Source organism: Streptomyces sp. GQFP, from assembly GCF_021545335.1.
Lineage (GTDB): Bacteria > Actinomycetota > Actinomycetes > Streptomycetales > Streptomycetaceae > Streptomyces.
Map to the genome: position 1 here is coordinate 7,067,697 of NZ_CP089312.1, position 26,051 is coordinate 7,093,747.

32 protein-coding genes are annotated in these 26,051 nt (G+C 70.3%); 10 read left to right on the forward strand and 22 right to left on the reverse strand.

Annotated elements, in window-relative coordinates; genetic code table 11:
• The first annotated feature begins 165 nt into the window (after nucleotides 1-165).
• Together LUX31_RS31855 and LUX31_RS31860 are read left to right on the forward strand one after the other, a co-directional pair.
• On the forward strand, nucleotides 166-315 hold the full coding sequence (locus LUX31_RS31855; RefSeq protein WP_235478761.1) for a hypothetical protein: 150 nt from the start codon (nucleotides 166-168) through the stop codon (nucleotides 313-315).
• Nucleotides 312-746, forward strand: coding sequence for a pyridoxamine 5'-phosphate oxidase family protein (locus LUX31_RS31860; protein ID WP_235478762.1), 435 nt, complete (start codon nucleotides 312-314; stop codon nucleotides 744-746). Before LUX31_RS31855 ends, LUX31_RS31860 begins: the two co-directional genes overlap by 4 nt.
• 603 nt (nucleotides 747-1,349) lie before the next feature.
• Here LUX31_RS31860 and LUX31_RS31865 read toward each other — a convergent pair.
• Nucleotides 1,350-1,547, reverse strand: coding sequence for a hypothetical protein (locus LUX31_RS31865; RefSeq protein WP_235478763.1), 198 nt, complete (start codon nucleotides 1,545-1,547; stop codon nucleotides 1,350-1,352).
• A gap of 395 nt (nucleotides 1,548-1,942) precedes the next feature.
• On the opposite strand from LUX31_RS31865, the gene LUX31_RS31870 reads away from it, so the two are divergent.
• From LUX31_RS31870 to LUX31_RS31885, 4 genes are all read left to right on the forward strand, one after another.
• Nucleotides 1,943-2,263, forward strand: a complete 321-nt coding sequence (locus LUX31_RS31870; protein ID WP_235478764.1) for an STAS domain-containing protein — start codon at nucleotides 1,943-1,945, stop codon at nucleotides 2,261-2,263.
• Between the two features lie 31 nt (nucleotides 2,264-2,294).
• Nucleotides 2,295-2,714 carry a CBS domain-containing protein gene (locus LUX31_RS31875; protein ID WP_235478765.1) on the forward strand — a complete coding sequence of 140 codons (420 nt, stop codon included), beginning with the start codon at nucleotides 2,295-2,297 and terminating at the stop codon, nucleotides 2,712-2,714.
• Between the two features lie 137 nt (nucleotides 2,715-2,851).
• Complete coding sequence (locus LUX31_RS31880; RefSeq protein ID WP_235478766.1) at nucleotides 2,852-3,376, forward strand: universal stress protein; 525 nt, start codon at nucleotides 2,852-2,854, stop codon at nucleotides 3,374-3,376.
• A gap of 421 nt (nucleotides 3,377-3,797) precedes the next feature.
• The gene (locus tag LUX31_RS31885) at nucleotides 3,798-4,391 is read left to right on the forward strand and encodes an ATP-binding protein (protein ID WP_235478767.1); all 594 of its coding nucleotides are present in this window, start codon (nucleotides 3,798-3,800) and stop codon (nucleotides 4,389-4,391) included.
• Here LUX31_RS31885 and LUX31_RS31890 read toward each other — a convergent pair.
• The 7 genes from LUX31_RS31890 to LUX31_RS31920 all read right to left on the reverse strand — a co-directional run bounded on the left by LUX31_RS31890 (nucleotide 4,360) and on the right by LUX31_RS31920 (nucleotide 12,249).
• Nucleotides 4,360-5,838 carry a hydrogenase large subunit gene (locus tag LUX31_RS31890; RefSeq protein ID WP_235478768.1) on the reverse strand — a complete coding sequence of 493 codons (1,479 nt, stop codon included), beginning with the start codon at nucleotides 5,836-5,838 and terminating at the stop codon, nucleotides 4,360-4,362. The genes LUX31_RS31885 and LUX31_RS31890 overlap by 32 nt on opposite strands.
• Before the next feature lie 3 nt (nucleotides 5,839-5,841).
• A complete protein-coding gene (locus LUX31_RS31895; RefSeq protein WP_235478769.1) occupies nucleotides 5,842-7,308 on the reverse strand; it encodes a proton-conducting transporter transmembrane domain-containing protein in 1,467 nt (488 codons plus the stop codon).
• 221 nt (nucleotides 7,309-7,529) lie between these two features.
• On the reverse strand, nucleotides 7,530-8,240 hold the full coding sequence (locus LUX31_RS31900) for a hypothetical protein (protein WP_235478770.1): 711 nt from the start codon (nucleotides 8,238-8,240) through the stop codon (nucleotides 7,530-7,532).
• Nucleotides 8,237-9,202: a respiratory chain complex I subunit 1 family protein gene (locus LUX31_RS31905; RefSeq protein WP_235478771.1), complete on the reverse strand. Its 966-nt coding sequence runs from the start codon at nucleotides 9,200-9,202 to the stop codon at nucleotides 8,237-8,239. Before LUX31_RS31905 ends, LUX31_RS31900 begins: the two co-directional genes overlap by 4 nt.
• The gene (locus tag LUX31_RS31910; protein WP_235478772.1) at nucleotides 9,199-11,235 is read right to left on the reverse strand and encodes a proton-conducting transporter transmembrane domain-containing protein; all 2,037 of its coding nucleotides are present in this window, start codon (nucleotides 11,233-11,235) and stop codon (nucleotides 9,199-9,201) included. The genes LUX31_RS31905 and LUX31_RS31910 overlap by 4 nt, the downstream gene beginning before the upstream one ends.
• Complete coding sequence (locus LUX31_RS31915; RefSeq protein WP_235478773.1) at nucleotides 11,232-11,714, reverse strand: NADH-quinone oxidoreductase subunit B family protein; 483 nt, start codon at nucleotides 11,712-11,714, stop codon at nucleotides 11,232-11,234. The genes LUX31_RS31910 and LUX31_RS31915 overlap by 4 nt, the downstream gene beginning before the upstream one ends.
• Nucleotides 11,715-11,898: 184 nt before the next feature.
• A complete protein-coding gene (locus tag LUX31_RS31920; protein ID WP_235478774.1) occupies nucleotides 11,899-12,249 on the reverse strand; it encodes an ArsR/SmtB family transcription factor in 351 nt (116 codons plus the stop codon).
• 215 nt (nucleotides 12,250-12,464) lie between these two features.
• On the opposite strand from LUX31_RS31920, the gene LUX31_RS31925 reads away from it, so the two are divergent.
• Both LUX31_RS31925 and LUX31_RS31930 read left to right on the forward strand, forming a co-directional pair.
• Nucleotides 12,465-12,650 (forward strand): hypothetical protein, encoded by a 186-nt coding sequence (locus tag LUX31_RS31925; protein ID WP_235478775.1) that lies wholly within the window; start codon nucleotides 12,465-12,467, stop codon nucleotides 12,648-12,650.
• 39 nt (nucleotides 12,651-12,689) lie between these two features.
• The gene (locus LUX31_RS31930) at nucleotides 12,690-13,481 is read left to right on the forward strand and encodes a 2-phosphosulfolactate phosphatase (RefSeq protein WP_235478776.1); all 792 of its coding nucleotides are present in this window, start codon (nucleotides 12,690-12,692) and stop codon (nucleotides 13,479-13,481) included.
• 19 nt (nucleotides 13,482-13,500) lie between these two features.
• Here LUX31_RS31930 and LUX31_RS31935 read toward each other — a convergent pair whose 3' ends face one another.
• The 7 genes from LUX31_RS31935 to LUX31_RS31965 all read right to left on the reverse strand — a co-directional run bounded on the left by LUX31_RS31935 (nucleotide 13,501) and on the right by LUX31_RS31965 (nucleotide 18,626).
• A complete protein-coding gene (locus tag LUX31_RS31935) occupies nucleotides 13,501-13,914 on the reverse strand; it encodes an STAS domain-containing protein (RefSeq protein ID WP_235478777.1) in 414 nt (137 codons plus the stop codon).
• 55 nt (nucleotides 13,915-13,969) lie between these two features.
• A complete protein-coding gene (locus LUX31_RS31940; RefSeq protein ID WP_235478778.1) occupies nucleotides 13,970-14,407 on the reverse strand; it encodes an ATP-binding protein in 438 nt (145 codons plus the stop codon).
• Nucleotides 14,407-14,817 carry a pyridoxamine 5'-phosphate oxidase family protein gene (locus tag LUX31_RS31945; RefSeq protein WP_235478779.1) on the reverse strand — a complete coding sequence of 137 codons (411 nt, stop codon included), beginning with the start codon at nucleotides 14,815-14,817 and terminating at the stop codon, nucleotides 14,407-14,409. The genes LUX31_RS31940 and LUX31_RS31945 overlap by 1 nt, the downstream gene beginning before the upstream one ends.
• Nucleotides 14,814-16,547 (reverse strand): SulP family inorganic anion transporter, encoded by a 1,734-nt coding sequence (locus LUX31_RS31950; protein WP_235478780.1) that lies wholly within the window; start codon nucleotides 16,545-16,547, stop codon nucleotides 14,814-14,816. Before LUX31_RS31950 ends, LUX31_RS31945 begins: the two co-directional genes overlap by 4 nt.
• Nucleotides 16,544-16,885, reverse strand: coding sequence for an ArsR/SmtB family transcription factor (locus tag LUX31_RS31955; RefSeq protein ID WP_235478781.1), 342 nt, complete (start codon nucleotides 16,883-16,885; stop codon nucleotides 16,544-16,546). Before LUX31_RS31955 ends, LUX31_RS31950 begins: the two co-directional genes overlap by 4 nt.
• Nucleotides 16,886-17,046: 161 nt before the next feature.
• A complete protein-coding gene (locus LUX31_RS31960; protein ID WP_328285707.1) occupies nucleotides 17,047-17,406 on the reverse strand; it encodes a zinc ribbon domain-containing protein YjdM in 360 nt (119 codons plus the stop codon).
• Between the two features lie 98 nt (nucleotides 17,407-17,504).
• Complete coding sequence (locus LUX31_RS31965) at nucleotides 17,505-18,626, reverse strand: lipid II:glycine glycyltransferase FemX (protein ID WP_235478782.1); 1,122 nt, start codon at nucleotides 18,624-18,626, stop codon at nucleotides 17,505-17,507.
• A gap of 502 nt (nucleotides 18,627-19,128) precedes the next feature.
• Here LUX31_RS31965 and LUX31_RS31970 point away from each other — a divergent pair.
• Complete coding sequence (locus LUX31_RS31970) at nucleotides 19,129-20,082, forward strand: Ppx/GppA phosphatase family protein (RefSeq protein WP_235478783.1); 954 nt, start codon at nucleotides 19,129-19,131, stop codon at nucleotides 20,080-20,082.
• A gap of 391 nt (nucleotides 20,083-20,473) precedes the next feature.
• On the opposite strand, the gene LUX31_RS31975 is transcribed toward LUX31_RS31970, so the two are convergent.
• Nucleotides 20,474-20,689, reverse strand: coding sequence for a transposase family protein (locus LUX31_RS31975; protein ID WP_235478784.1), 216 nt, complete (start codon nucleotides 20,687-20,689; stop codon nucleotides 20,474-20,476).
• Between the two features lie 392 nt (nucleotides 20,690-21,081).
• Between LUX31_RS31975 and LUX31_RS31980 the strand changes: the two genes are divergently transcribed.
• Nucleotides 21,082-21,975, forward strand: coding sequence for an IS982 family transposase (locus LUX31_RS31980; protein WP_235478785.1), 894 nt, complete (start codon nucleotides 21,082-21,084; stop codon nucleotides 21,973-21,975).
• On the opposite strand, the gene LUX31_RS38015 is transcribed toward LUX31_RS31980, so the two are convergent.
• From LUX31_RS38015 to LUX31_RS32010, 6 genes are all read right to left on the reverse strand, one after another.
• Nucleotides 21,963-22,127, reverse strand: coding sequence for an NAD-dependent epimerase/dehydratase family protein (locus LUX31_RS38015; RefSeq protein ID WP_443046017.1), 165 nt, complete (start codon nucleotides 22,125-22,127; stop codon nucleotides 21,963-21,965). The genes LUX31_RS31980 and LUX31_RS38015 overlap by 13 nt on opposite strands.
• A 163-nt stretch (nucleotides 22,128-22,290) precedes the next feature.
• Nucleotides 22,291-23,424: an ATP-grasp peptide maturase system methyltransferase gene (gene tgmC / locus LUX31_RS31990; protein WP_235478787.1), complete on the reverse strand. Its 1,134-nt coding sequence runs from the start codon at nucleotides 23,422-23,424 to the stop codon at nucleotides 22,291-22,293.
• Nucleotides 23,421-24,389: an ATP-grasp ribosomal peptide maturase gene (gene tgmB / locus LUX31_RS31995; protein WP_235478788.1), complete on the reverse strand. Its 969-nt coding sequence runs from the start codon at nucleotides 24,387-24,389 to the stop codon at nucleotides 23,421-23,423. Before tgmB ends, tgmC begins: the two co-directional genes overlap by 4 nt.
• Nucleotides 24,386-24,637, reverse strand: a complete 252-nt coding sequence (tgmA, locus tag LUX31_RS32000; RefSeq protein WP_328285708.1) for a putative ATP-grasp-modified RiPP — start codon at nucleotides 24,635-24,637, stop codon at nucleotides 24,386-24,388. Before tgmA ends, tgmB begins: the two co-directional genes overlap by 4 nt.
• 331 nt (nucleotides 24,638-24,968) lie before the next feature.
• Nucleotides 24,969-25,178, reverse strand: coding sequence for a DUF397 domain-containing protein (locus LUX31_RS32005; RefSeq protein WP_235478789.1), 210 nt, complete (start codon nucleotides 25,176-25,178; stop codon nucleotides 24,969-24,971).
• Complete coding sequence (locus LUX31_RS32010) at nucleotides 25,175-26,050, reverse strand: helix-turn-helix domain-containing protein (protein ID WP_235478790.1); 876 nt, start codon at nucleotides 26,048-26,050, stop codon at nucleotides 25,175-25,177. The genes LUX31_RS32005 and LUX31_RS32010 overlap by 4 nt, the downstream gene beginning before the upstream one ends.
• Nucleotide 26,051 lies beyond the last annotated feature (1 nt).

Here is a 26,051-nt window from a genome sequence, read left to right on the forward strand (position 1 = left end):
CGATGGTGCCCACGCTGAACCGGGTGCCCGCGCTGCTGCGGGAACGGGAACGGAAGCGGCTGGCGGCAGGGGAGTTGCTGCTGTCGCGGCAGGTGCGGCTGCTGGAGTTAGACCCGGCCAACCGGGACGCCTGCGTGCGCGCCGACGAACTACTGCTGCGCGCGGGTGCTCGCGATCTGGGACGGCACCGCATCCAACGGCCGTGGCACCACGGCCCACTTGGTGGCCTACGGGCGCAGCCACGGCATCGACGTCGAGGTGCTGTGGCCCGTCGGCGCCGAGCGTGTTCCGGGTTTCGGAGAGGAGTCGTCATGACAGCGGGTCTGTCGCCGCGGGTTCGCATGGTCGAGTTGGGCCGGGACGAGGCGCTGAAACTGCTGGCCGAGGCTCCGCTGGGCCGAGTGGTGTTCTCCCACCAGGCGCTGCCCGCGATCCGCCCGGTCAACCATCTCGTGGAGGACAGCGGAGACATCGTCATCCGTACGCACACCAGGGCCGCGTTGCTCGGCCGTGCGGCGCTGTCGGAGGTGGTGGCCTACGAGGCCGACGCCCTCGACCCGGCCACCCGGACCGGCTGGAGCGTGGTCGTCACCGGCACCGCATCCCAGGTCTCCGACCCCGCCGAGCTCGACCGCTACCAGGCCGTACTCGCACCCTGGGTGGATACGGAGATGGACCACGTGGTGCGGATCCGGGCCGACATCGTGACCGGATACCGGCTGGTGCGCGCCAACACAGGTTCCTGACCGGCCAGGTCAGAGATCGTTTGCCGGCGTAGGAGAGATTGAAGTTCTTGGTGGTCAGCGGGAAGTCCGGAACGATCGTGTCGTTCAGGGCAACCGGAAGCGCGGGCCAATTGAAGAACGACGGGTCGACCGGCTTGACCCGCAAAAGGGTGCCGTCGGCCGCGAGTTCGACACGGGTGGCGATGGTTGCCGCGTCAGCCTTCGATGAGGCCGACGCCGCTGCGCGGGCTTTGCCCGGAGACGGCCGTGGGCCCGAGGACCGCGCCGGTGGCGACGCAGTTGGTGAGATCCCGGATCAGGACGAGTGAGGCGTCGTTCGGCGCGGACCAAGAAACGGGCCAGAACGTCGCCGGTGGTGTGGACGGGGACCTGGGCGGGGTGCCCGCGCGGGGTGGACACGCGCACCGGAGGGTTCCGACCCGCCGTGGATCAATCCGCCCAGCGTCACGAGGTCGAGGAGTGCCAGTGCCTCACGGGACGGCAACGCAATGAGCCGGAGCAGGGGCCGCCTCATCGGCGGTCTTCCGAGAGGTCTCGCCCTCAAGCCCTCCGCCTGCACGCCCTGGCGGGACACGGACACGGACCCAGGCCGCGATCGGCTCGTCAGCCTCGCAGCGCACCGGCCTGGTCCACCCCGCCCGTCAGGTCCACGCCCAGCTCACGCCCCATGCGCTCGACCTCCTCAAGATCCACAGTGTGCACGGCGACGAACCACGCGTCCCCGTGCCCTTCCGCCTCGACACGCGCCTGCTGCAGCTCCGCCGCCAGCCGACGCAACGCGGACTCGCGTCCTTCACTCATTCATCGCCTCCCGCGCCTGCCGGCGCACCCGCCCCACGCGACGGCGAAGCCGCATGAAGCCGCGCTTCTCCACCGGTACTTCAGGGGTATGAGCGGCTGCCCCGCGCCGACCCGAAAGGGGCAGCCACTGGCTGCGTAGGTTATCAGTTGCTAAGATTGGCAATTGATGGATTACCTAGGAGGCGCGATGCGCGTCACGCCGATTCGCGGCAAGAGTGCTCCCGTCCTGCTCTGCTCTGCTCGGCGTGCGGACTGCTGTGCCGGCCCTCCGCGCTGGACGGCCAAGGACGGTGTTCACGATGCGGGAGTTCCGGTCTCGTCCAGTCCCGCACCCGCCGCAAGCCGACGCGGACCGCTCCCGTGCGCTTCTGGCAGCGACTGAGGCGGTGGTGAGCATGCGCTGGGACTCCACGGAGCATGACGGCGTGGGCGTGCTGCACCTCTTTGGCTACCTGGGCTGTCAGGACACGCACCGCTTCGAGGGGGCTGTGGAGTGGGTCCGCTCCCGCTCGAACGGCGCGCTCGTGCTCGACATGTCCGGCCTGCTCGGCTGGAGCGAGGAGGGTGAGACCGCCGTGCTGCGCGCCGCCCAGAGCCCGCTGGCCGTGTGCGGACTGCTCGACCGCCCCGCCCTGCTGCTGACCGGCGACACGACCGGGCGCATCCGGATCCACCCCGACCTTCACTCCGCCCTGGCCGCCCTGGCCACGGCCTGACGCTGCGGCCCTCCTGCCCATGGAGCCGACGATGCCCTCCCCAACGCCCCCCACCGCCGCCGACGCGATGCTCGCGCCGGAACTCCAGGTCAGCGACCACACCAGCATCGACAGGGCCCTCGACGTACTGCGCGGGTCGCACACCGAATTCGTACTCATCCGTGACGACACCGGGCGATGCGCCGGCATCGTCACCAGCGATCAGCGCGTCGCCCATGGTGCGAAGCCCTGGTACGCCGAGAGCACCCGCGACCGTGACGTCGCGCACGACCACAGCCCGTTCACGTGCCCCGCCATGCCGGCCGCGGACGTGGCCGCCGACATGCGCGAGCGCTCGCTGGCGGCCCTGCCCGGCGTCGACGACGACGGCTTCGCGCTGGGCATCGTCACCGCGGCACGGTTGCAGACGGTTCTCGCGGCATCGGCAGGCGGCAGGGCCGAGCGGCCCTGACTGCGTCGTGGCCACCGATTCGCCACCACCCGCCCCGACCGGCGACTGAGCCTCGTGCCTTCCGTACGTTCCGCACGATCGTCCGAGACGTCCTGCCTGCCACCGAGAGTTTCCGCCTCCCACACCAGGATGACCCCATGAGCCAGTGGCTACCGCGTAAACGCCACAGCGGCGAGCGCCGTCCAGCCCTGTCCGGCGCGGCACCCGCCCCCGGGGCGGCGCTTCCGCTCCGGCACGATCCCTTCCGGCACGCCATCGTCGTGGGATACAGCGGATCTCCATCCGACGAGCGCACTCTGGCCTACGCCAGCGGCGTGGCGCTTCGAGCCGGCCGGGGTCTGGTGATTGTCCACGTCACCCACCGACTGCCCAGCCCCAGCTGGTGGGAGGACGGCGAGCCGATGACCCTCCTCGACCTCCCCGACGACAGCAGCGAGAGCCTGACCGCCGCCCTGGCCCGTACCGGGCAGCTCACGCAGGTGCCCTGGGTCGCCGTCCACACCCGCGGCGACGTCCGCCATGAACTCGAAGAGATCAGCAGGCGGTACGCGGCCGACGCCATCGTCGTCGGCGCCAGCCGCAGCATCACCGCCAAACTCTTCGGCTGCGTCGGCAGCCGCCTAGCCCGGCAACCGCGGCACCCCGTGATCATCATCCCGTAGCGACCGACATGCCAGTCCGCCCCCGGCGGACGGTGGCGTTGCCTCGGACGAGCAGGCCCGCCAGAGGCTTGCCAGACGTACTCTTGAAGAGTTCTTCAATTAGGCAGTTGCCGAAATTTCTAGGCATCGAGGGAGTAGAGGGCCATGGGGGCGAGGTCCCGGATCCGCTCGCGCTCGCAAGGCGAGCCGGACGACGCTGAGCGGCTGCGCAGCGATCGGTGGCTGGGCATCGAGGCGGGTGGGGAGTGAGCAGGATGCCGGTTCCGCTGTCCGTCCTCCTGCTGCGGAGGCAGGACCTGCTGGACGCGTTGCGCGCGGCGGAGCCGGCGCGGTGAGGGGCCGCGATCGATTCCGGCCGTGCCGAAGGGGCCGGCCCGCGGCGGCCGTGAGCTCTGTTCCGCCGTCGGTGGCACGGTACTGCGTGTCTGTCGAGATGACGCCGGAGGCGGTGACACGGGCCCGTGAGGCAGTGGCCAAGGGCCTCGCCGAGGTCGGCGTCGTGGCGGGTTCCGCGTTCGCCGACGCGGTGCTGCTCGTGGTCAGCGAACTGGTCGCGAACGTGCTGCGGCACGCGCCCCGCTGCCCGGTCGCCGACGTGGAGCTCACGGTCGGGGCCGGACACCTCATCGTCGGCGTCGCGGACGCCGAACCCCGGCTTCCCGCCCTTGAGCCCGGTGAGATGGGTGCGGGGCTGCGGTTGGTGGCCGAGCTGGCCGCCGAGTACGAGGGCGGCATCGGCGCGAAGTCTTCTGCCTCGGCGAACACGCGCACAAGCAACGGCGTAGACGCAAGGTTGGCGACCGCGTGTCTCTCCGTACGGGTGGCAGCTGTACGGCCTTCGCCGTGTGACGCTGGTCGTCGCGACCGTGGCGGCTCTCTCGGTCACGGCAAACGGCAGCCAGGTCGGCGACTGCGCTCGACCGTGCCCCTCCCAAGGCTGGTGACGATGCCGTCTCCTGCGCCCCCGGGCAGATGCCTGTCTCTTACAGGTCGTTGCCGGCGTAGGAGAGGTTGAAGCTCTTGTTGGTCAGGGGGAAGTCGGGGACGATCGTGTCGTTGAGGGCGACCGGTAGTGCGGGCCAGTTGAAGAAGGAGGGGTCGACGGGTTTGACCCGGCTGAGGGTGCCGTCATCGGCGAGTTCGACGCGGGTGGCGATGGTGCCGCGCCAGCCCTCGATGAGACCGACACCCGTGCGGGGGCCGTCCCCGGGAGTGGCGGTGCGCCCGAGCACCGCGCCGGTCGCTACGCAGTCGAGGAGTTCCCGGATCAGCGTGAGTGAGACGTCGATCTCCTCGGCGCGGACCAGGAAACGGGCCAGGACGTCGCCGCTGGTGTGGACGGGGATTCGGCCGGGTTGTCCGTGCGGGGTGAAGGGGTGGGCGATCCGGGCGTCGAGGGCGAGGCCGCTGGCGCGGGCGACGTAGCCGAGGCAGCCGATGCCGCGGGCGGCTTCGGTGCGCAGGATCGCGGTGCCGGTGAAGCGGTCGTGGACGGTGGAGTGGCCGAGCGCCAGCCGTACGATCTCGCGGATGTCGTCCCCGATGGCCTCCAGATGTGTACGGTCGGGCAGGCTGCGCAGGGAGCTGCCGCCGAGGACCACGCCGCCGCGCAGGAGACGGTGTCCGGTCACCGTGTCGTTGAGGCGCAGGAGTTGTTCGCGGACGCGTTGGGCGTGGGCGTTGAGGATGCCGTGGCCGACGTCGTTGCAGAGCATGCCGAGGTCGGCGACGTGGTTGTGGAGGCGTTCGAGTTCGAGGAGGAGGGCGCGGGCGCACTGGGCCTGTTCGGGGACGCTCTGGCCGGTGGCCTCCTCGACGGCCAGACAGTAGGCCAGTGCGTGGCCGACGGCGGTGTCGCCGCTGATGCGTTCGGCGAGAGGGAGCCCGGCGGTCACCGAGCGGCCCTGGAAGAGTTTTTCGATGCCCTTGTGGACGAACCAGAGGCGGGCCTTGAGTTTGAGGATGGTCTCGCCGACGACGGAGAAGCGGAAGTGGCCGGGTTCGATCAGCCCGGCGTGGACGGGGCCGACGGGGATCTCGTAGACGCCGTCGCCGGTGACTTCGAGGAAGGGGTAGGGGCCTTCCTGTTCGCCGAAGGCGGGCGGGTCACCGGCGTCGGGGTGCATGGGGTACCAGCCCTTGGGCCAGTGGAAGTGGCGTACCAGGCGGTGGGGCAGCGGGTGGTCGACGGGGACGATGCCGTGCAGGTCGTGCGTCTCGCGCTCGAAGCGGCCTGCGGGGAAGGAGAGATGGGCGAGGCTGGGTACCTCGGGCCGGGCCGGGTCGAGGCGTACGTGGAGTTCGGTGCGGGTGTCGGGCAGCCCGGAGGCGAAGAGGTAGACGAGGCGTACGGCGTCGGCGTCGTGGTGGGCGGCGATGAGGGCCAGACGGTGCCCGTCGCGCAGTAACGCCTCGGCCCGCTGGGGGAGCTCGGCGGTCTGGATGTCATGCACGGTGCGCATCGGTCAGGGCCTTTCGAGGACGGCGGCGGCCTGGGAGAGCAGGTCGCCCAGTGGGCCGGCGGCGATACCGAGGGCGGCGCAGGCCGTCAGGCCCAGGGCGAGGGGCCACAGGGCGGAGGGGCTCTCGCGGTTCGGTTCCCCGGGGCCGAGCAGCATCCGTGCGGTGCGGACGGTCAGTGCGGCGAAGGCGATCAGGACCAGGAGGAGGGCTGCGGCGGTGGCCCAGGCCAGTCCCGTTCCGGCGGCGAATCCGGCGCGGGCGATGGCCAGTTCGGAGGCGAAGAGGCTGAACGGCGGGAAGCCCAGCAGCGCAATGACCGCGAGCCCGAACAGCGCGCCGAGCCAGGGTGCTTGGGTGAGCAGCCCGCGTACCCGCCCGATCTTCGACGTGCCGCGTAGTTGGAGGATCTGGCCGGAGGCGCAGAACGCGGTGGCCTTGGCGAGGCCGTGCCCGGCGATGTGCAGCAGCGCGGCGGACAGGGCGAGCGGGCTGCCGACGGCCGCGGCCAGGGCGATCAGGCTCATGTGCTCCATGCTCGAGTAGGCGAGCATCCGCTTGTAGTCGCGCTGTGCCAGCAACAGGGCGGCGGCGAGCGCGAGGGTGAGCAGGGCGATCCCGGCCAGCAGGGCCCAGGTGAAGTCGATACCGAGGGCCGCGTCGGCGATGACCCGGTAGCGCAGGATCGCGGTGAAGGCGACCGACAGTAGGACGCCGGACATCAGTGCGGAGACCGGGGCGGGGGCCTGGCTGTGTGCGTCGGGCAGCCAGGCGTGCAGCGGCACCAGGCCCGCTTTGGCGCCGTAGCCGAGGACGACGAGGGTGACGCCGAGGCGGGTGACCGCCGGGTCGAGGCGGTCGGCGCGGGCGAGCAGGGTCGGCCAGTCCAGGGCCCACGCCTCGGCGATGCCGGCCTGTCGGGCGGCGTAGTAGAGGAGCACGGTGCCGAGGAAGGCGAGGGCGATTCCGGCCGAGCAGATCACCACGTACTTCCAGGCGGCCTCCACGGAGTTGCGGGTGCGGCGGTGGCCGACGAGGAACGCGGTGACGATGGTGGTGGCCTCGATGGCCACCCACAACACGCCGAGGTTCGCGGTGACCACGGCCAGGCACATCGCGGCGAGGAACGCGTGCACGAGGGCGTGGTAGCGCCACACGGCTGGTCCGGTGGCCAGTCCGGCGGCCCGTTCGCCCGCCAGGTAGGCCGGGGCCGAGGCGCAGGCGATCAGCGCGACCGTACCGACCACCAGGAGCATCCAGACGGTCAGCGCGTCGGCGCGCAGCAGACCGGAGTATGCGGCCACGGATCCGCCGTCGCCGACTTCGGCGGCCAGGAGCGCACCGCAGGCCACAATCGCCGCCGGAGACGTCAGCCCGGCCCAGTCGGCCGGATGGCGCCCGCGCGCCCGAGACGCGCCAACCAGCTTCCCGGACGCGGAGGCGTCTCCCGCTTCCCCCCTGTTGTCGGTCACGCTCGCGCCTCCTCGCACGGTTCCACGCGAGGAGGCAACGGCAGTTTGCTCCACAATCTGTGGTCGGCGACCCGTTTCCTGCCGGGCCGCCGGCACCGTACGGGGAGTTCCTCGCCCAGTCAGTCCGGTGAGGGTGTACCCGGCGGCTACGGCCAGCGGTGCGGCGGCGGGGGCGGTGAGCAGGAGTGCGGTCAGTGCGGGCTCTTGGGAAAGACGCAACATCAGTCGTGCAGCTCCCGCAGGTCGTCGATGTCGGTGGTGCCGAACGCTTCCCGCACCCGCACGGTGAGCAGTTGCAGGACCAGCACGGCGAGCAGTACGTCGAAGGAGACGCCGAGTTCGACGATCAGCGGTACCCCGGAGGCGGCCAGGAAGGCGGTCGCGGTGATGCCGTTGTCCAGCAGCAGGAACCCGACCATCTGGGCAAGCGCCCTGCGCCGGGTGACCAGGACGAAGAAGCCGATCAGGACCACGGCCAGGCCGACCGGGAGCGCGCGGGTCGCCGGGGTGGGGTCGAGTTCGACCAGGGGGCGGGCGACGGCGTAGGCGAGCAGGGTGAGGGCGGCGGCGGTCAGCAGCGAGGCGGCCACGTTCACCAGCGGCTGCGTCTCACGCACCTCCTCGCTGCGCGCGTACGCCCGCATCCCGTCCTGTTCCTCGGACCGGACGGCGACGAGTGCGGCCAGGGCACGGCGGATCAGGTACGGCAGCAGTCCGGCCCGCAGGGCCCCGATCCCGGCTGCGACCACGATCAGGTCCCAGCGCTTCTCGTGCAGCCCGAGGAGCAGGGCGATGGCGGCGAGGGCGAGGCCTTGGAGGGCGAAGAGCCGTACGATCGCGGCGAGTTCGCGCCGCCACAGCACGATGACGGCGGCCAGCAGGAACGCCCCGCAGGCCAGGTTCAGCAGCTGGGTGAACAGGCTCTCGCTCACCGGAGTCCTCCTTCTCCGCCCAGGAAGTACGAGGCGGTCACCGCCAGCAGCGCCAGGAGGAAGGACCCGGCGAGGAGTTCGGGCACGCGGAACAGCCGGAGTTTGGCCCAGAACACCTCGGCCGCGGCCAGCGCGATGCCCAGCACCGTCACCTTGAGCACCACCAGCGCTAGGGCGAGCAGGACGGCCGTGAGGGAGGCACTGGTGGCGATCCCCCAGGGGGCGAACAGCGAGGCCAGCAGCCCGAGCAGGACGGTCAGCCGCAGCTGGGCGCCGAACTCGACCAGGGCCAGGTCGGGTCCGGCGTATTCGAGGACCATGGCCTCGTGGACCATGGTCAGTTCCAGGTGGGTGGAGGGGTTGTCCACCGGCAGTCGGCCGCTCTCGGCCAACACCGCCACCGTGAGCGCGGCGATGGCCAGCAGCCCGGCCGGGGAGGTCAGCCGGGCGGGCTGGTCCGCGGCCCCGGCGACGATGACGGGCAGGTTGGTCGACCCGGCCGGTATCGACAGGGCGAACACCGCCATGAGGATGGTCGGCTCGACCAGGGCGGCGATGGTCATCTCCCGGGAGGCACCCATCCCGCCGAACGCGGTGCCGGTGTCCAGGCCCGCGAGCGCCAGTGCGAGCGTGCCCAGCGCGAGCAGCGCCACCACCAGGATCAGATCGGCCCGGCCCCGGACCGGGGTGTCCGTGGAGATCAGCGGCACAAGTACGGCCAGCACCAGCGAGGTGGCGACCAGCAGCGGGGGCGCCCACCGGAAGGCGGGGCCGGTCCCGACCGGGGTGATCGCCTCCTTGCACAGCAGTTTGCGTACATCCCGCCACGGCTGGAGGATCCCGGCCCCGGCCCGCCCCTCCAGACGGGCCCTCGTCTGCCGCATCAGACCCGTCAGCAGCGGTGCCCCGGCTGCCACCACGCCGACCTGGAGGGCGAGTGCCGTGTATCCGATCGTGTTCACCAGCCCACCACCAACACCACGAGCAGAGCCACCAGGCCGAAGAAGCCATAGCCGAGATAGGCGTGCACGCTGCCGCCCGCCAGCCCGCGCGCCGACTGACCGGCGGCGGCCAGGAAGTGGAGGACCGGCCGATACAGACGGTGTTCGATCCGGTCGGGCACCCGGTTGCGGAAGTCCACCCGCTTCACGAGATACGCCGACTCGCGCACCGGTGTGACGTCCACGTCCTGCTCGGGTGCGAGCACGTCGTCGAAGACCCGCTGCAACGGCTCGGCGAACGACGTCGCCGTATACGCCATCCGCGGCGTCGGTGCCCCGCCCCCGCAGTCCCACAACCTGGCCTGCGCACGCCGCTGTCGGCGCCGTCCCGCCCAGCCGACTGTCGCCGTGACCGCGCCCAGCGCCACCGTCAGCGCGGCCACCACCCACAGCGGGGACAGCGTGGTGGACACCTCCTCCAGCCGCACCTGGAGTCCGCCGCCGGACAGCGGCCGTGTCCCCGTATGTCCGGCCGCGGCCACCGCGCGGTCCAAACCGTCGGCCAGCAGTCCCGGTACCAGGGCCAGGGCGACGCACAGGGCCGCGAGCAGGCCCATTCCCATCCGCATGAGCAGCGGCGACTCCCGGGCCGCCGCGGCTTCTTCGCTGCGGGGCCGGGCGAAGAAGCCCACGCCGAGCGCCTTGACGAACACCACCGCCGCGAGCCCTGCGGACAGAGCGATCACCGCCACCGCGAGGGGCAGCACGATCGCGGTGGTCACCCCGGGCACCGCCAGCCCATGGATCAGCGACTGGAGCAGGAGCCACTCGCTGATGAAGCCGTTGCCCGGCGGCAGCGCCACCGCCCCCAGCGCACCGACCGCGAACAAGCCTGCCGTGACCGGCATCCGGGCCCGCAGCCCGCCCAGCAGATCCAGGTTCCGCACCCCGGTGGCCCGCAGCACCGAACCGGAGGCGGTGAACAACAGGGCCTTGAACGCCGCGTGGTTGACCACGTGCAGCAGCGCGGCCGCCAGCGCCAGTCCGGCCAGCGGCGCGTTCCCGGCGTGGGCGAACAGCCCGGCCGCGCCCACGCCGAGCACGACCAGTCCCATGTTCTCGGACGTCGAGTACGCCAGCAGCCGCTTCAGGTCGGAGGCCATCGCGGCCTGCAGGATCCCGTACACCGCCGACAGCCCGCCCATGGCCATTATCAGCAGCCACCACCAGGCCGGCCCCCCGCCCAGCAGGTCGAACCCGACCCGCACGAGGCCGTAGATCCCGAGGTTGACCATGGCCGCGCTCATCAACGCCGAGACAGGACTGGGCGCTTCGGGGTGCGCGCGGGGCAGCCAGGCGTGCAGCGGCACCAGACCCGCTTTGGAGGTGAACGCGACCGCCGTGAGGACGAAGACGAGGCCGCGCACCGTGGGTGAGATCCCCGAGGCGGCGGCCCGCAGGGCGGCGAAGGTCTCGCCGCCGGCCTGGGCGGCGTACACGGACAGGCCTGCCAGCAGCAGCATCATCCCTAGGTGGGTCATCACCGCGTACCAGAGGCCCGCTTCCCGTACCGAAGGGCGCGCCCGGTGTTCGGCCAGGACCAGGATCAGGGAGGCGAGTGCCATCAGTTCCCACAGCAGCAGGAACGTGGATACCGAGGCCGCCGCCGGCACCAGGATCAAGGTGAGTGCGAACAGCGGCAGTGCCGTCTGAGCGCCGTGCGAGCCGAATCCGTGCGGGCCGCGCCCGGCCACATAGCCGATGCCGTAGAGCGCCACCGCCGCCACCACGGCTCCGGCGACCGCCATGAACAGTCCGGACAGGGCGTCCACCGCGAAGTACGCCCCGGCCAGCGGGAGCAGCCCGGGTACTGCGGCCGACCAGCGGCCTCCGCCCAGTGCAGCCACACCCGACGCACCACCCGCCACCCCCACACCCGTTGTCAGTACACCCACCACCGCGCCGCGCACCCGCTGCGGCAGGACCAGCCCGGCCGCCGCACCCGCCCCGGCCAGTGCGCTGGCCGTCGCGAGGGCGGCTGGGACCGCGCTCATCTCCCGGTCACCCTCCGCAGCGCCGCGATGATCTCCTCCGGCCGAGGCGGGCACCCGGGCACCGCCAGATCCACCGGTACGACATCGGCGACGGAGCCCTCGACGCCGTACCCACCCGCGAACTCCCCGCAGTCGATTGCGCAGTCTCCGACTGCGACCACCAGTTTCGGTTCGGGCATCGCGGCGACCGTGCGGCGCAGCGGCTCGGCCATGTTCCTCGTCACCGGACCGGTCACCAGCGCCACGTCGGCGTGCCGGGGCGAGGCCACCAGCCGGGCCCCGTACCGCTCCGCGTCGTACACCGGGTTGAAAGCCGCCGCGATCTCGATCTCGCAGCCGTTGCAGGACCCCGTATCCACGCACCGCACCTGCACCGAGCCGCCGAACTCGCGGGCCGCGGGCGGCTGTTCGCCCTCCGGAGCGGGCGGGGCGGGCTCAGCCGCCCGCCCGGAATCGCGGATCCTGCGCACCAGACTCATGAACGCCCCTCCCGAACAGTGGTGAGGACTTGCTCCCGCGGATACCCAACGGCTCGTTCCCAGGCCGCAGTTACGTCACTTTCCTACGTTTTGCATTGTTTGTTCCGTGGGTCGAAGGTGACCGCCTCCCGCCGCACAGAGCGCTGTCAACTCTTCGAGAGGCGGTCACCGCTTGAGGCGGTCGTTACGACGGCGGTTTCGCCTGCGTCTGGGCGGCCTGCAGATCGGCGAGCAGTTCGGCCTGCCCGGCCAGTACTCCGGACAGGATGGTGCGGGCGACCCGGAGCAGCTCGGCGATGTGCGGGCTGGTCAGCGAGTAGTACACGGTCGAGCCCTCCTTGCGGGTTATCACCAGGTTCGCCCGCCGCAGCACCGCGAGCTGCTGCGACAGATGCGCGGGTTCGATGCCCACCTCGGGCAGCATCTCGGCGACCGCGTGCTCACGTTCGCTCAGCAGCTCCAGGACCCGGATGCGCGCCGGATGGCCGATCGTCTTGAAGAACTCGGCCTTCAGCTGGTACAGCGGCGTACTCATCGCGGCATCCCCTCCCCGGCCCAGCAGTACGGCCGTCCCGGCCGGTCCTCGGCGCATCCCATCCACCCACTCGTCACACACATGCGACCCATCCTCGCGCGCGGCCACCGCCCTGCCGAATCCGCGCACGAGAACCGAACTGCCCGAAAGTCGTGGTGACGACCTAGACAATTGCTAAGATTAGCAAGTCTATACGTGATGTGAGGGAGGCTTGCGTGAGAATCATTCCGCTGCGCGGCACCGGCGTCGCCTGGTACAAGTGCCCAGCCTGCCGCCTCAAGTGCCGGCCCACCGCCGTCGGCCCGGACGGCCACTGCCCCCGGTGCGGGCACACCCACATGATGAGGCTGTCCTTCGGTGGCCAGGCCCCCCCGCCCGCGGCGGACGGCGAGCAGGGCTGACCCGCACCCGGCACACGGTTCAAGTGGGGGGAGTGGGGCATGTGTGACTGGGTCGTCCAGTCCGCCAACGGGGTCCGCCTCGGGTGGGGGCCGGCCGGAGCCGACCGCCTCGCAGTCCGGGCCGCCTGTCTGGTCATCGTCGACGTGCTGTCTTTCACCACGGCGGTGAGCGTCGCCGTCGAGCAGGGCATCCGCGTCCTCCCGTTCTGGCTCCCGGACGGCCCCGCCACCACGGCCGAGCGAGCCGCAGCACAGAAGGCCGCCGCCGTCTACGCACGGCAGTCCGGCGCGCGGCTGGCCGTCGCCCGCAGTGCCGTCACGCCCGACAGTCCCTGGTCCCTCTCCCCGGCCCATCTGCGCCGTGCCCCGTACGTCGCCCGCCTGGTACTGCCGTCCCCGAACAGCGCGGCCATCGCCGCCGCACCACCCGGCGTACGGGTGGCCGCCGCGTGCCTGCGCAACATCACCGCAGTCGGCAGCTGGCTCACCGCCCGCGGATACGGCACCCCCGCGCACCCGGTAGCTGTGATCGCCGCCGGCGAGCGATGGCCGGACGGCAGCCTGCGCCCCGCCCTGGAGGACCTGCTCGGCGCCGGCGCTCTCATCTCCGGCCTCCGGGCCCAGGGCGCGGGACCGCTGTCCGCCGAGGCGGCTGCCGCGAAGGCGGCCTACGAGGGCACCGCCGACCTTGCGCACGCCATCGCCGCCGGTGTCTCCGGCCGCCGGCTGGCCGCGACGGGCTTCGCCACGGACGTGGCCATCGCCATGGAGGAGGACACCTGCACCGTCGTCCCCGTACGAGACGGCGACGGCGCCTTCGCCCCCGGCTGAACCCGGTCACCCGGGCGGGTCACTGACCCGTGTCGCCTCTGCTCGGCCACTCCGTCGTCTGCTGCTCGCGGTGGCCCTCCGGCGCCTCGTCGTGTCGTGCCTTGTGTGCTGCGAGCGCGCCCGCGAGGTCGGCGTGCACGGGGATGGGCGGGCAGTTCCCGTCGGGGACGAGGGAGCCGTCGGTGGGGATCGCGGCCAGTTCCAGGCTGCGGCCCGCTTCGGCGAGACGGCGCGCGGCGTCGGTGATCGCCAGCTGTCCCTCGGTCGACCAGCCGCGCAGTCCGGTCAGGTCGACGACGACCGGTCCAGTCCCGCGTCCCACGACCCAACCAATGGCGCCCTCGAAGCGGTGGACAGCGTCGGGGCCGAGGTATCCGGTGAGGGACAGGATGCCGAGGCCCTGCTCCGCGGTGTAGCGCCACTCGATGGTCATGGTCGTCAACTTCCTTGCGCGGTCAGCCTGTTTGGTCGGAAGGGGGGGGGAGGGCTCAGAGGGGGAGGGTGATCCAGATGCTCTTGCCCTGGCCGTCGGCGTCGCCGCGGACGACGGCGGTGCCGCCCAGGCCGAGGGTGAGTTCCATGACGGTGGCCAGGCCGCCCGTTCCGGTGGCGATGTCGGTACCGGTGACCGATGTGTACAGCAGCGGCTGGTAGGGGTGGCGGTCGTGCACGGCGAAGGCCAGGCAGTCCGGGCCCGCCGCGTAGATCACGGTCACCTCCGGCGACAGCACGGCGGCGTGGCGGACGCTGTTGGTGACCAGTTCGCCGAGTATCAGCAGGGCCGGGTCGACGGCGGGGTGGCGCAGGCTGATCCCCCACTGGGTCAGCGCCCGCTCGGCGGTCTGCCGGGAGAGCCGGACGGCGGACGGCTGGGTGGGCAGGGTGAGGACATGCCGGTGGGGCAGGGCTTCGAGCCGGGTGGACATCAGCTGTCCGTTCCCCGGGCGAGCCGGAAGCCGGAGACGGTGTGGGGGTGGATCCGGATGATCGTGTCGTGGGGGCCGTACGTCCAGCCGGTGAGCGTGCGGCGGTAGTGGGCGTCCTCGTTCGGGTCGGTGATTACCTCGGCGGGCCCGGCGACGGTCACCGTCCAGCCGGTGCTGGTCGCTACGCGCACCTCGTCGACCTGGTAGGTCGCCGTCAGCGGGACCGCTGCCGCCTGCACCGGCGTGCGTACCACCAGGCGGCCGTACTCCCAGGTGTGTCGGGCGGGCCGGATGACGGTCAGGTCCCGCTGCACGTAGACCAGCCGTCCCAGTGTGCTGCCCTGCAGGAGCCACAGGGCCTCCGCACCGGAGACCTCGACCATGCGGAGCGATGCGTGCTCGGTGCTCATCCGACGGTTTCCTCTGTTTCCTCGCTGACGGGCCGCCCCGTCCGGGCGGGCAGTGGCGGCAGGACACCGGCGCACTCCAGGTAGGTGCGGGCCCCGCGGATCGCCTCGGGTGTGGTGACGTACTCGCGCCCCTCCCGGCGCAGCAGTTCCAACGCGCCCACCGAGTCCAGGACCTGGCGCTGACCGGGGCGTATCCCGGAGGCCATGACGACGATGCCGCGCTGGCCCAGTTTGGTGACGGCGTCCTTGAGGACGAGGGCGCCGGTGGCGTCGATGGTGCTCACCCGGGACATACGCAGGATGACCACGCGGACATCGGCGACCTCGGCCAGCTCCAGCAGGAAGCGGTGGGCGCCGGCGAAGAACAGCGGACCGTCGATGCGGTAGGCGACGATGTGCTCGGCCAGCAGGGCATGCTCCTCGACGCTGTGGTCGCCCCTGTCCAGTGGGACCTGGTCGAGGCGGGCCTGTGCGGCCACCGCGCGCAGGGCGAGGGCGCCCGCGACGGCAAGGCCGGTGATCACGGCGTAGACGAGGTCGAGGGCGAGGGTCGCGACGGCGGTCAGGACGAGGATCAGCGCGTCGGAACGGGTGGCCCTGGCCATGGCCCGCAGCGAGCCGACCTCGACCATGCGGATCGCGGTGGCCAGCAGCACGCCGGCCAGCGCGGCGAGCGGAATCCTGGAGACCAGCGGCGCGGCGGCGAAGACGATGACGGCGAGGATCGCGGCGTGGACGAGTGCGGCGAGCCGGGAACTCGCGCCGGTGCGGATGTTGACCGCGGTCCGCGCGATCGCGCCGGTCGCGGGCACCCCGCCGAACAGCGGGACGGCGATGTTGGCCAGGCCCTGGCCGAACAGCTCGCGGTCCGGATCGTGCTGCTGGCCGACCGTCATCCCGTCGGCGACCGACGCCGACAGCAGCGACTCCAGGGCGGCCAGCGCCGCCACCGCGACGGCCGGGGCGAGCAGCGAGCCGAGTGAGCCCAGGTCGAGAAAGGCGAGGGACGGCGCGGGCAGACCGGACGGCAGGTCGCCGATCGGCGTCGCCGCGTCCAGCCCGGCGACCTGGGCCACGACGGTGGCCGCGATCACCGCGAGGATGGAGAAGGGGATGGTCGGCCGCCAGCGGGCGCCGAGCAGCATGACAGCGGCGACCGCCAGGGCGAACGCGATCGCGGTCCAGTTCGGGTCGTTCGCGAACTCCTGAAGGGCGTGCCAGGTCACCACGAGGACCCGGTCGCCCTCCGGCTTGGGCGCGCCGAGGGCGTTGGGGATCTGCTGCAGGCCGATCACACAGGCGATCCCGAGGGTGAAGCCCTCCACGACGGGCGCGGGCACGTACCGCATGTACTTCCCGGCCCTGAGCAGGGCGAGCGCGAGGAGCATCATGCCCGCCATCAGCCCCACCGTCAGCACCCCGGACGGCCCGTGCTCCGCGACGATCGGCACCAGCACCACCGTCATCGCGCCCGTCGGCCCGGACACCTGCAGATTCGAACCGCCGAACACCGCGGCGAGCGCACCGGCGATCACTGCGGTCGCCAGGCCCGCCTCGGCACCCAGCCCGGAGGAGACACCGAAGCCGAGCGCGAGCGGCAGCGCCACGACCGCCACCGTCAGCCCGGCGAGGAGATCCCGGCGCGGGTCACGGCGTATCTCTACGAGATCGCTGCGGCCGGGCAGCAGCGCGGCGAACCGGCCCCACAGCCGGGCGAAGACGGACGTCATCGCGCGGTGACCTCGCCTTCCTGCAGCTCGGCCAGCAACTCGCCCTGCCCGGCCAGCATCTCGGTCAGGATCCGGCGCGCGGCCTTCATCAGGTCCGCGACATCCCCGCCGGCCAACGCGTAGACAACGGTCGAGCCCTCCCGCGTCGAGGTGACGATGCCCGAGCGGCGCAACACCGCGAGCTGCTGAGACAGGCTGGAGGGCTCCACCTCGATCGCGGCCAGCAGCTCCCGTACTGGCATCGGCCCGTCCTGTAGCAGCTCCAGCACCCGGATCCGCACCGGATGCCCCAGCATCCGGAAGAACTCGGCCTTGGCCTGGTACAGCGGAACGGACACGACGGCCCCTCATTTCCCCGACAGCGCCCCCACCCGGGGCAAGCGAAGGCTGTACCCGCGACACCTGCGGGTACAGCCAGCACAGCATCTAACCAATTGCGAAATTTTGCAATTCAGCATCCTATTGCTGCCGGGTCGCCCCGGTGGGCGGGGCGGGCGGGTCAGCCCTTCTTGACCACGCTCGATTTGAGCTGCATCGCCCCGAACCCGTCGACCTTGCAGTCGATGTCGTGGCCGTCAACCCCGTCGACCAGCCGGATGCCCCGCACCTTGGTGCCCGCCTTGATCCCCGAGGGGCTGCCCTTGACCTTGAGCGCCTTGACGACGACCACGGTGTCCCCGTCCTGGAGCACATTGCCGACGGCGTCCTTGACGACCCGCTCACCCGGGACGGAGCCGGTGCCGGTGTCGCTCTGGACCGGGTCCCATTCGTGGGCGCACTCCGGGCACACCACCAGGGCGTTCATCTCGTACGTGTACTCACAGGAGCACTTCGGGCAGGGAGGAGGCTTCTCGATCACCCCGCCAGAATATCCGCCGTGAGCGTGTGCCCCGACGGACGACAACGGCCACGGTCGGCCGCTGCCGGCGGGGAGCCTCGGGAGGTCTCTCTGCTGGCTCAGCGCCGGGAGATGTAGAGGTCCAGGGCTTTGTGGAGGGCCTTGCTGAGCGGGTAGTCCCATTCGCCGAGGTATTCGACGGCCTCGCCGCCGGTGCCGACCTTGAACCGGAGCAGTCCCAGCAGGTGGTTGTTCTCCTCCAGGGTGTCGGTGATGCCGCGCAGGTCGTAGACCGCTGCTCCGAGGCCGTGGGCGTCGGCCATCATCCGCCACTGGATCGCGTTGTTCGGCTGGACCTCGCGCTTGCGGCTGGTGGAGGCGCCGTAGGAATACCAGACGTGCTCGCCGACGGTGAGCATCGTCGCCGCCGCGAGCACTTCGCCCTCGTGGTGGGCGAGGTAGAGGCGCATGCGGTCAGGGTGTTCGGCTCTCAGCGCGGTCCACATGCGCTGGAAGTAGGTCAGCGGACGCGGGATGAACCGGTCCCGTTCCGCGGTCTCGACGTAGATGTCGTAGAAGGCGGGCAGACCTTCGTAGCCGCCCTGGACGACCTTCACGCCCGCCTTCTCGGCCTTCTTGATGTTGCGTCGCCACTGCTGGTTGAGGCCCTGCTGGACCTCGTCCAGGGACCGCCCGGCGAAGGGTACCTGGAACACGTAGCGCGGCTGCCCGGCGGCGAACCCGTCCTCCCCGCCCGGCTCACTCTGCTGCCAGCCCATCCGGCGCAGCCGGTCCGCGATGTCGAACGCCCGCGGCTCGTGCGCGGTGGCCTCCGCGTCGCGCAGTCGCCGGGCCCGGGGGTCGGCGATGGCGGCCTTGACCGCCTCGGCACCCCAGCGGCGGGCGACGACGGGCGGCCCCATCTTCACCGAGAACGCACCCCGCCCCTTCAGATAGGCGAGCATCGGCTCCAGCCACCGCTCCAGATCTGGCGCAGCCCAGTCGATGACCGGGCCCTCGGGCATGTAGGCGAGATACCGCTTCAGCTTCGGCAGCGGCCGCAACAGCACCAGCCCGACGCCGACGAGACGGCCGCTCTCGTCGAACCATCCCAGGCTCTCCGCCCGCCAGTCCGGCTTCACATCCCCCCACGAGGGGACCTGCATGTGGCTCACCGCGGGCCGGGCCCGGACGAAGTCCAGATGATCCTCACGGGTGATCGCCTTCAGGCGAAAGCTCATGCGCAGCGCTCCTTTGTCCGACGCACAAGCCTACTGAGGCGTACGGCACGTCCATGCCGTTCATGCATGCTCCGTCGGCCATCGCGAAGTGGATACTCCCTCTCACGGTCTTGTCCCGTGAGTTCTGGCCGCCGGGTCTCAGGGCTTCGACGGCTCCCGATGCGAATCGAGCAGTTGCCTCGCCACTCCCTGGAAGGGAGGGCCTGGCTGGTGCCGCCCCGCCCGGTACCCGGATAGTGATCCTCCGAGGCCGGGGCTCAAACCGACCGGTGACTCCCGCACGGCCCTTCTCACACCCGGCCGACTGTCCACGGAGGACAGGTCGGCGACGCGAAGATCGTCCATGGCTCTACCGCTGTGGGCCGGGGGCGGAGGGTGTAAGGGTCGTGACGGTAAGCTCACGTAGTGGGTCGGAATCCCCGTTGCGCCGCCGTCTGGACTGTCGGAGGCCCGGGGGAAGGAGCCGGTCCGGTCGGGTGCGGGGCCAGGGAAGGGCGAGGGGATGCGGCAGGCAGGGGTGCTCGATGTCGGGTGCCACAGCGCTCTGCTGACGGTGGTGCGCCGCCGCCCGGGTACGGTGCTGGAGCCGGTGTTCTCCCGCAAGGTGCGGCTGAGACTGCACGAGACCCTCGACCGTAAGGGGCGGCTGGACAAGGCCGGCATGAAGAGCGTCGAGCGGGCAGTGGCCGTCGCCGTCGCCGCCGACCCCCGTCTGCGCGGACGGGACGTGTTCGCGTTCGCGACCTCCGTCATCCGGGACGCGCCCAACCGCGACGAGATCATCGCGCGCGTGGCACGCACCACGGGAACCCGCCTGCGCGTGCTCACCGGCGAGGAGGAGGCCCGGCTGGCCTACGTCGCCGCCCGCCAGTGGGCAGGCCCCACGGTCGGGCAGCTGCTGGTCCTGGACATCGGAGGCGGCACCGTGGAGATCGCCTCCGGCACCCGAGAACAGCCCGGTACCGTCCACTCGCTGCCGCTGGGCGCCCGAAGGATCACCCGGGACTGGCTTCCTGGCGGCACCGCGCCATCGCAACGCCGGCTGGCCGAGATCCGGCAGCACCTGAGCCGGTCCCTGGAAGCCGTCCCCGGCCTGCCACAGGCCGAACCGGGCGGGCGGGTACTGGCCTGCTCCAAAACCTTCGAACAGCTCGCCCGGCTCGCCGCCACCCAGGGCAGGACACCGCGATCCGGACGGCAGCTGGCGCTGCCCCAACTGCGTACGTCGGTCTCCGTGCTGGCCGAGGCGGGACCGTCCCGCCGTGCCAAGCTGCCGGGCATCTCCCAGCACCGCGCCGAGCAGTCCCTGGCCGGAGCCCTGGTCGCACAGGCGCTCATGGAAGCTTGCGGGGCCAAGAACGTCGAGATCTGCCCCTGGTCCACCCGGGAAGGACTACTGCTCGAACACCTCGGCGTGCCCCACAGCCCAGCCGATCGACCCCGCCGCGTCGGCTGAACCCAACGGACCTGGTCTCGCGTGCTTCCGAGCCCACCAGGAACCGCTCGCCCAGTGCCGGTTGCGAAAGCCTCGGCCGCGCCACTACGAGCGGCTTCCAGAGTCCGGAACATGAACGACGGTGTGTTCATGGCCAGCGCAGGCAAGGATGCGGTCCTGGGCCGGGGATGACTCCTCCGGCACTTCAAGGACTGTGACGATCCGCACTACAGAGAGCCCAACGTGCCGGGTCTACTCGCTACTCGCCGGTTTGGCCCTGTTACTGATCCTGTCCCCGGAGCACTGAACAGTGTGCATCGTGAGAAGTACACGTCAGATGGTCTGGTGTGCGTAGGCGTCGGGAAGCTCGGCCAGGTCCGGGGCGGTAGTCCATCGACAAGATCACCGGTCATCAGCCGGCGACTTCCTGGTTTGTCAGCACCAGCAGGGCCCGCACCAGCGCGGTCGCCCATCTCGGATCCGTGCGGACCTTGCTCAGGACCCTCCCGTTCTTCAGATGGGCGAAGCCGTGCTCGACCGGGGCGCGGACCGCGGCCAGTGCCTTGTTGGACAGCTTCTGACCGCGGGTCAGGGGCCGGTTCCGGGCTGCCTTGTAGCCAGTGATCACCGCTGGGTCGGCGTCCGGACCGCTGTCGTCGAGGCGGACGAACCCCAGGTCGGCGATCGCACCGAGCCCGGCGGCCGCAGGTGGGCGGTGAGCTTGTCGTGACGGGAGGCGGTGATCTCGAGGTGCGTCCGGGGCGCGCGGTGGAGACCCAGATCGGCCGGCCCTTGTCGTCGGTGAGTGCGATCACCAGCAGGCCATGGTGTTTGTGCTTGTCGGAATAGTTCTACCTGCTCGCTGTTCCGGTGCGGCGCCGGGTGCGGATCAGGGAGCCGTCCAGCAGTACGGACTCCGTCACCCGTTCGGGCGATCTTCTTCAGTGCGCGGTCTAGACGAGTCATTCCGAATGGTGGCGGTGTGTCGGGGAACGCAGACAGGGCGTCCAAGATCGTTGTGTGACGAACAACCTGGACGCCCTGCTGACCGCACTGTACGTGAAGATTGACGACGAGATCGGGGGTTCCCGGTGGCTTGGCCGGCCGCCGCGGCTGACGGATTCCGAGCTTGTCTGCCTGGCTGTCGCGCAGGCGCTGCTGGGCTTCACTTCAGAGTCGCGGTGGCTGCGGTTCGTGGACTCCCGGCTGGGCCAGATGTTCCCGTACGTGCCCAGGCAGCCGGGCTGGAACAAGCGGCTGCGGGCAGCGTTGTCGCTGGTCAAGAAGGTAATACGGCTGCTTGCCGTCGATACGGACTTCTGGTTCGACAACCACTGGATCGTGGACTCCACGCCGGTGGAGTGCGGCCGCTCGCGTCCGACGGTGAAGCGGTCGGACATGGCGGGCTGGGCCGGATACGGGTACTGCGCCTCGCACTCCCGGTTCTTCTGGGGCCTGCGCCTGTTCCTGGTGTGCACTCCGGCCGGGATGCCTGTCCTGTGGGCACTGGCGAACCCGAAACTGGACGAGCGGGAGGTGCTGTCGGCGATGCTGGATCGCGAACCGCACCTGGCCACGGACCGGCCGGGCCTGCTGGTCATCGCGGACAAGGGCTTCGCCTCCAGGGAGTTCGAGGCCGATCTGGCCTTCCGGGGCGCGCAGTTGCTGCGGCCTTCTTTCCGCCGCGAGAAGAAGCGCAGGGGCGAGTCCCTGCTGAAGTCGGTGCGGCAGCTGATCGAGTCGGTCAACGACACCCTCAAAGGCCAGCTCGACCTGGAACAGCACGGCGGCCGGACCTTCGAAGGTGTCGCAGTCCGCGTCGCCCAGCGCATCCTCGCGATGGCCGCCGCGATCTGGCACAACCACAAGACCGGCCAGCCCGTCCTGCGATCCCTGATCGCCTACGACCACTGATCACATCGGAATGACTCATCTAGCGGGCGGGGCGGACGCCGGTCGATGCCGATCACTGTGGTGCCGTTCTGAAGCAGGGCTCGGGCGAGGTGAGTGCCGATGAAGCCGGCTGTACCGGTCAATCCGCGCCCCGTAGCCCCCGACAGTCCCAATCTCGTACCGGTGGGTCGGCTGGCAGTTGGCCAGCCGATCCATCGCGGGCCGTGGGCCTGGACGGTATTGCCAAGAAGCTGTGGCCATGGCGCCCGTCCCTGTGATCATGTGATTCTGCTGCAGCCAGCGACTTCGGGCTCCTGGTGGCGCGGGGTCTGGCCGTCAGGTTGGTAGGCGCCAGCGAGGGCCGCTCGGATCGCCGAGCCATACGACTTGGTCCCACTCTGTGACGGTCATTCCGAAGTCCGCCTGAGGGGGCGAGCCCGCCTTCTGCCACACCGTGAGTGCGTCCTCGACCTGGTCCCACAGGTGCAGTGGGCCGTCCTGATGGACTGTCCAGCCGCTGCCGTCGGGTTCGGTCCATGCCTGCGAGCCAGTGGCCGCGTCGACAAGAGCCACGCCATCGGCGGTGTGCGCCAACTCTGCTGAGGGGGCGGCCAGTTGCGCAACGAAGTGGGCGGTCCAGTCGTCCAGGAGGTCGGGGCTCACCCGTGTGCGGCGGGTCTTGCCGGGGTGCTGGTAGAACGTGGGGCGGGGCGGGCGTTCGTGTGGGCGGGCAGGCATGAACGACACGGTGTCGCCGGCGAAGCGTCCCCGGGCGATTCCCTCGTCGTCGAGAACGAGGCGGATCAGGCCGGAGGCGAGCATCCAGCCGCTGATCGTCGTGGTGATGCTGCCGCCGTCGCTGAGTTGCCAGAGCCACGACGGCGGGATGTTCCGCACAGCGCAGGTGGCGATGATCGCCTCGTACTCAGCGCCATCTTGGTGCCCACGCAAGCCGTCGCCGAGTACAAGGTTCGGGGTGTGGCCGGCGGTGCGGAGATGCTGTGCGGCGGCCTGGGCCAGGGTCTCGTCGTACTCGACGGAATACACGAGTTCGTCGCCGAGCCGGTGGCACAGGATCGCGGTGGAGTAGCCGGTTCCCGTGCCGATCTCCAGCACCTTGTCTCCGTCGCGGATGTCGGCGAGTTCGACCATCCGCATGACCAGAGACGGCAAGGTGCTTGAGGAGGTGGGTCGGCCGGCCAGCGAACCGACGGCGTCCACGGGGCTGATGCCGTCGACCTGTGTTACCCATGTGGTGTCCGAGTAGACGAGGCGGAGCCATTCGTCTTCACCCAGCTGCTCGCGGCGTACGGGGTCCCACTGGGTGCCGTTGACGCGGAAGAAGGTGTCGCCGAGGAAGAACTCCCGGGGTACAGCTTCCACAGCGGATCGCCAAGCGGGGTCGGTGAGTTGGCCCCTGCCCGTGAGTTCCTGTACAAGGCCGTGGCGAAGAGAGGCGCTGCTGGTCATTGTCTGTCCCGATCAGGGTGCTGGAGCTGGTCGGCGATGGCGGCGGTGATCCGGCTGGTGATGTACTCCGGAAACCAGGCGAACTGGCCGTTCGGGTTGCACTCGTAGTAGTGCCACACACCGGCGGCATCGAGCCCGAAGTCGAAGGCACCGTACGTCAATCCGAACGCGGCGAGGTATTCGTGCACGCCCTTTGCCACGTCGGGCGGCGTGTCGACGAGGGTGTACGTGAGGTCGTCATAGTGGCGGCGCCAGTCCAGGCCGGGTGATCCGTCGATCCGTACCGCGAAGAGCCGGCTGCCGACTGCGGTGAGCCGGATGTCCGCGATCTTGTCCACACGCTGCTGGAACAGGTGCATCGTCTGGCCGACCCCGGCGTCCAGTTCCTTCGGGGTGACTTCCTCGACCCAGACGGTCAGGCCGTGCCCCTGTGGGTCGAGGAAGTCACTGTTGTACAGCGGCTTGTAGACCACGGGCCCGTGCTCGGCCGCGAAGCGTCGTGCTTCCGCGACGTCGTTCGTCAGGAGCGTCGGCGGGACGTGCAACCCGCGCTGCGCAGCGGCTGCCAACTGGGCCGGCTTGTACTCGGCGGCCCGATTGCGCCATGGGTGGTTCACGTAGTGCGCGCCCGGGAGCGAGGCAAGTATTCCGCCGAGTCCGTAGCGGGCCTGGTCTGCGCACCATTGGGCATCCTGCTCAGGAAGACCATCGGGCGCGGCGTATGGGCGCGGCCGACGCCAGTACACGGACCGCACGTCATCCAGCGCAGCAACACGAGTCGCCGTACGCAGCTCGCCGGCGAGCCCGAAGCCGTCGAGGTGCGCCTTCACGATGACCGTGGCCGGAAAGTCCGCCGGATCGAGGCGTACGACCGGTAGCCCGCGCCGCCCCAGTTCCTCGATGACAAGGTCGGCCGCCGCATCGTCCAACTGCGTGACGACCAGAACGGGTGACGGTCTGGTCAATCGCTGTCCCCCTGCTGGTCGCTGCCCTCGTCGATGTTGCCGTCCGCGGAGGTTTTGGTCTTTGTCTCCGAAGACGTTTCGCTGCGCTTGTGCCGTTCCAGGCTCGGCAGCGCCAAGCCGTCCGCACCGATCCACCGGCCGGTCTGGCTCTCCGGATCCAGCTCGACCGTAGCCGCAGCCGCCACAGCCGTTTCCGGAAACGGCCTCATCCGAGTCAAACCCCACGGCCTGGCAGCGAGCGTCGTCACCGGGATCCTCCGTTTGTTCGGGTACCGGTGATCAGTGTGACGTTCCGCAGACGCGGTGGGTAGACCACCTACAGCCATCGGACCGACCCGTGGAGCGGCGTCTTCCCCGCTGACGATCACGCGGGCTACTCTCCCTCCGCTCCATGGGTACGGCTGTGCGAGAAGGCGCACACGAACCGCCCATCGTCACAAGCGTGTTCCGTGCCGTACGACGAGGGGCAGCCTAGAGCCACACCTGCACGTACCGAGGGGCTATCGACGCCCCACAAGACGCGGTGGTCCTCCTCTACTGTCCAGAGGAGGACCACCGCTTCGTATTGCCCACAGTAGGTCAGGCCGTGATGCCGCCGATGAACGCGTTGAACGCCCTACTGGAGACGAGGAGGGCCGGGCCCGCCTCGATCTTCGAGTCACGGACGCCGACCTGTCCGGTCAGGCCAGCGATTTCGACGCAAGCGCCCCCCTCGCCAGAGCTGTAGGAGGACTTGAACCAGGCTCCCTCGGGGGCGAGCTCGGTGGAGACGGCGTGCTTATGGATCATGTCTTCTCTCGCTTCAGTTTCTCAACGAATCCGGGGGTTTCCTCGGGCGGTTGCGCCGAGGCGATCATGGTGTTGAACCAACGGGTGAACCGGGCAACGGTGGCAGGCCTGTCGGACATGGACACGGCGCTCCCCAGGCCGCTGTCGACCTGCACGGTGGTAGGGCGGTCTCTGCCAAGGTCAAGGATCATGAAGTTGCTCCAGAGACGCTTGACCGGGGCATCCGTCAGGAGCACCTGGATCGTCACATTGGGCAGAGCGGCCATGCGAAGAATCTCGTCGTACTGGCCTCGCATCACGGAAGCACCACCGATGGGGTGCCGCAACGCGCTTTCTCCGAGGATCGCCCACAGCTTCCGAGGCTCCTCGTCGCGGAGGTATGGCTCGCGCCGTTTCATGCGAAGCGCGACATTGCTGACGACGAACTCGCTCGTCGTCTCTTCGACCGGCTGCACCTCAGTGAACTGAGCGTGCGCGTACTCCTCGGTCTGCAACTGCCCTGGAATCACGTTCGGGTGGTAGACGCTGACCGCATGGGCCACGGACTCGATCCCTGCAAACGTCCTGGTGGCGGTGAGGACCGTGCCGAACTGGGTTGTCCAGTCCTGACTCGCCGGGGTCTTGTAGAGATCCTCAAGCGACTGCACCAGGTCGAGGTCGTCTCCGACGCCGTAGGCGCCTAGCAACTTGCGAAGGTCACCGACCATTCGGAACGTGCTCTGGCCGAGTTCGATGCGTCGGAGCTTGTCGTAGGTGAGCCCGCCGACCGTCTTCGCGGCATCCTCGATGGTCAAGCCAGCTCGCTTGCGAAGCTCACGCATCTGGATGCCGAGATCCACCCGTGGTGCCGTCGTTCCGATCGGCTTGGCCATA

What these genes read in the sequence shown, in the direction of transcription:
- LUX31_RS31860 (WP_235478762.1), top strand. Translation starts at nt 312, where the DNA reads ATGACAGCGGGTCTGTCGCCGCGGGTTCGCATGGTCGAGTTGGGCCGG.
- LUX31_RS31865 (WP_235478763.1), bottom strand. Translation starts at nt 1,547, where the DNA reads ATGAGTGAAGGACGCGAGTCCGCGTTGCGTCGGCTGGCGGCGGAGCTG.
- LUX31_RS31870 (WP_235478764.1), top strand. Translation starts at nt 1,943, where the DNA reads ATGCGCTGGGACTCCACGGAGCATGACGGCGTGGGCGTGCTGCACCTC.
- LUX31_RS31875 (WP_235478765.1), top strand. Translation starts at nt 2,295, where the DNA reads ATGCCCTCCCCAACGCCCCCCACCGCCGCCGACGCGATGCTCGCGCCG.
- LUX31_RS31880 (WP_235478766.1), top strand. Translation starts at nt 2,852, where the DNA reads ATGAGCCAGTGGCTACCGCGTAAACGCCACAGCGGCGAGCGCCGTCCA.
- LUX31_RS31890 (WP_235478768.1), bottom strand. Translation starts at nt 5,838, where the DNA reads ATGCGCACCGTGCATGACATCCAGACCGCCGAGCTCCCCCAGCGGGCC.
- LUX31_RS31910 (WP_235478772.1), bottom strand. Translation starts at nt 11,235, where the DNA reads ATGAGCGCGGTCCCAGCCGCCCTCGCGACGGCCAGCGCACTGGCCGGG.
- LUX31_RS31915 (WP_235478773.1), bottom strand. Translation starts at nt 11,714, where the DNA reads ATGAGTCTGGTGCGCAGGATCCGCGATTCCGGGCGGGCGGCTGAGCCC.
- LUX31_RS31920 (WP_235478774.1), bottom strand. Translation starts at nt 12,249, where the DNA reads ATGAGTACGCCGCTGTACCAGCTGAAGGCCGAGTTCTTCAAGACGATC.
- LUX31_RS31930 (WP_235478776.1), top strand. Translation starts at nt 12,690, where the DNA reads ATGTGTGACTGGGTCGTCCAGTCCGCCAACGGGGTCCGCCTCGGGTGG.
- LUX31_RS31935 (WP_235478777.1), bottom strand. Translation starts at nt 13,914, where the DNA reads ATGACCATCGAGTGGCGCTACACCGCGGAGCAGGGCCTCGGCATCCTG.
- LUX31_RS31940 (WP_235478778.1), bottom strand. Translation starts at nt 14,407, where the DNA reads ATGTCCACCCGGCTCGAAGCCCTGCCCCACCGGCATGTCCTCACCCTG.
- LUX31_RS31945 (WP_235478779.1), bottom strand. Translation starts at nt 14,817, where the DNA reads ATGAGCACCGAGCACGCATCGCTCCGCATGGTCGAGGTCTCCGGTGCG.
- LUX31_RS31950 (WP_235478780.1), bottom strand. Translation starts at nt 16,547, where the DNA reads ATGACGTCCGTCTTCGCCCGGCTGTGGGGCCGGTTCGCCGCGCTGCTG.
- LUX31_RS31965 (WP_235478782.1), bottom strand. Translation starts at nt 18,626, where the DNA reads ATGAGCTTTCGCCTGAAGGCGATCACCCGTGAGGATCATCTGGACTTC.
- LUX31_RS31970 (WP_235478783.1), top strand. Translation starts at nt 19,129, where the DNA reads ATGCGGCAGGCAGGGGTGCTCGATGTCGGGTGCCACAGCGCTCTGCTG.
- tgmC (WP_235478787.1), bottom strand. Translation starts at nt 23,424, where the DNA reads ATGACCAGCAGCGCCTCTCTTCGCCACGGCCTTGTACAGGAACTCACG.
- LUX31_RS32005 (WP_235478789.1), bottom strand. Translation starts at nt 25,178, where the DNA reads ATGATCCATAAGCACGCCGTCTCCACCGAGCTCGCCCCCGAGGGAGCC.
- LUX31_RS32010 (WP_235478790.1), bottom strand. Translation starts at nt 26,050, where the DNA reads ATGGCCAAGCCGATCGGAACGACGGCACCACGGGTGGATCTCGGCATC.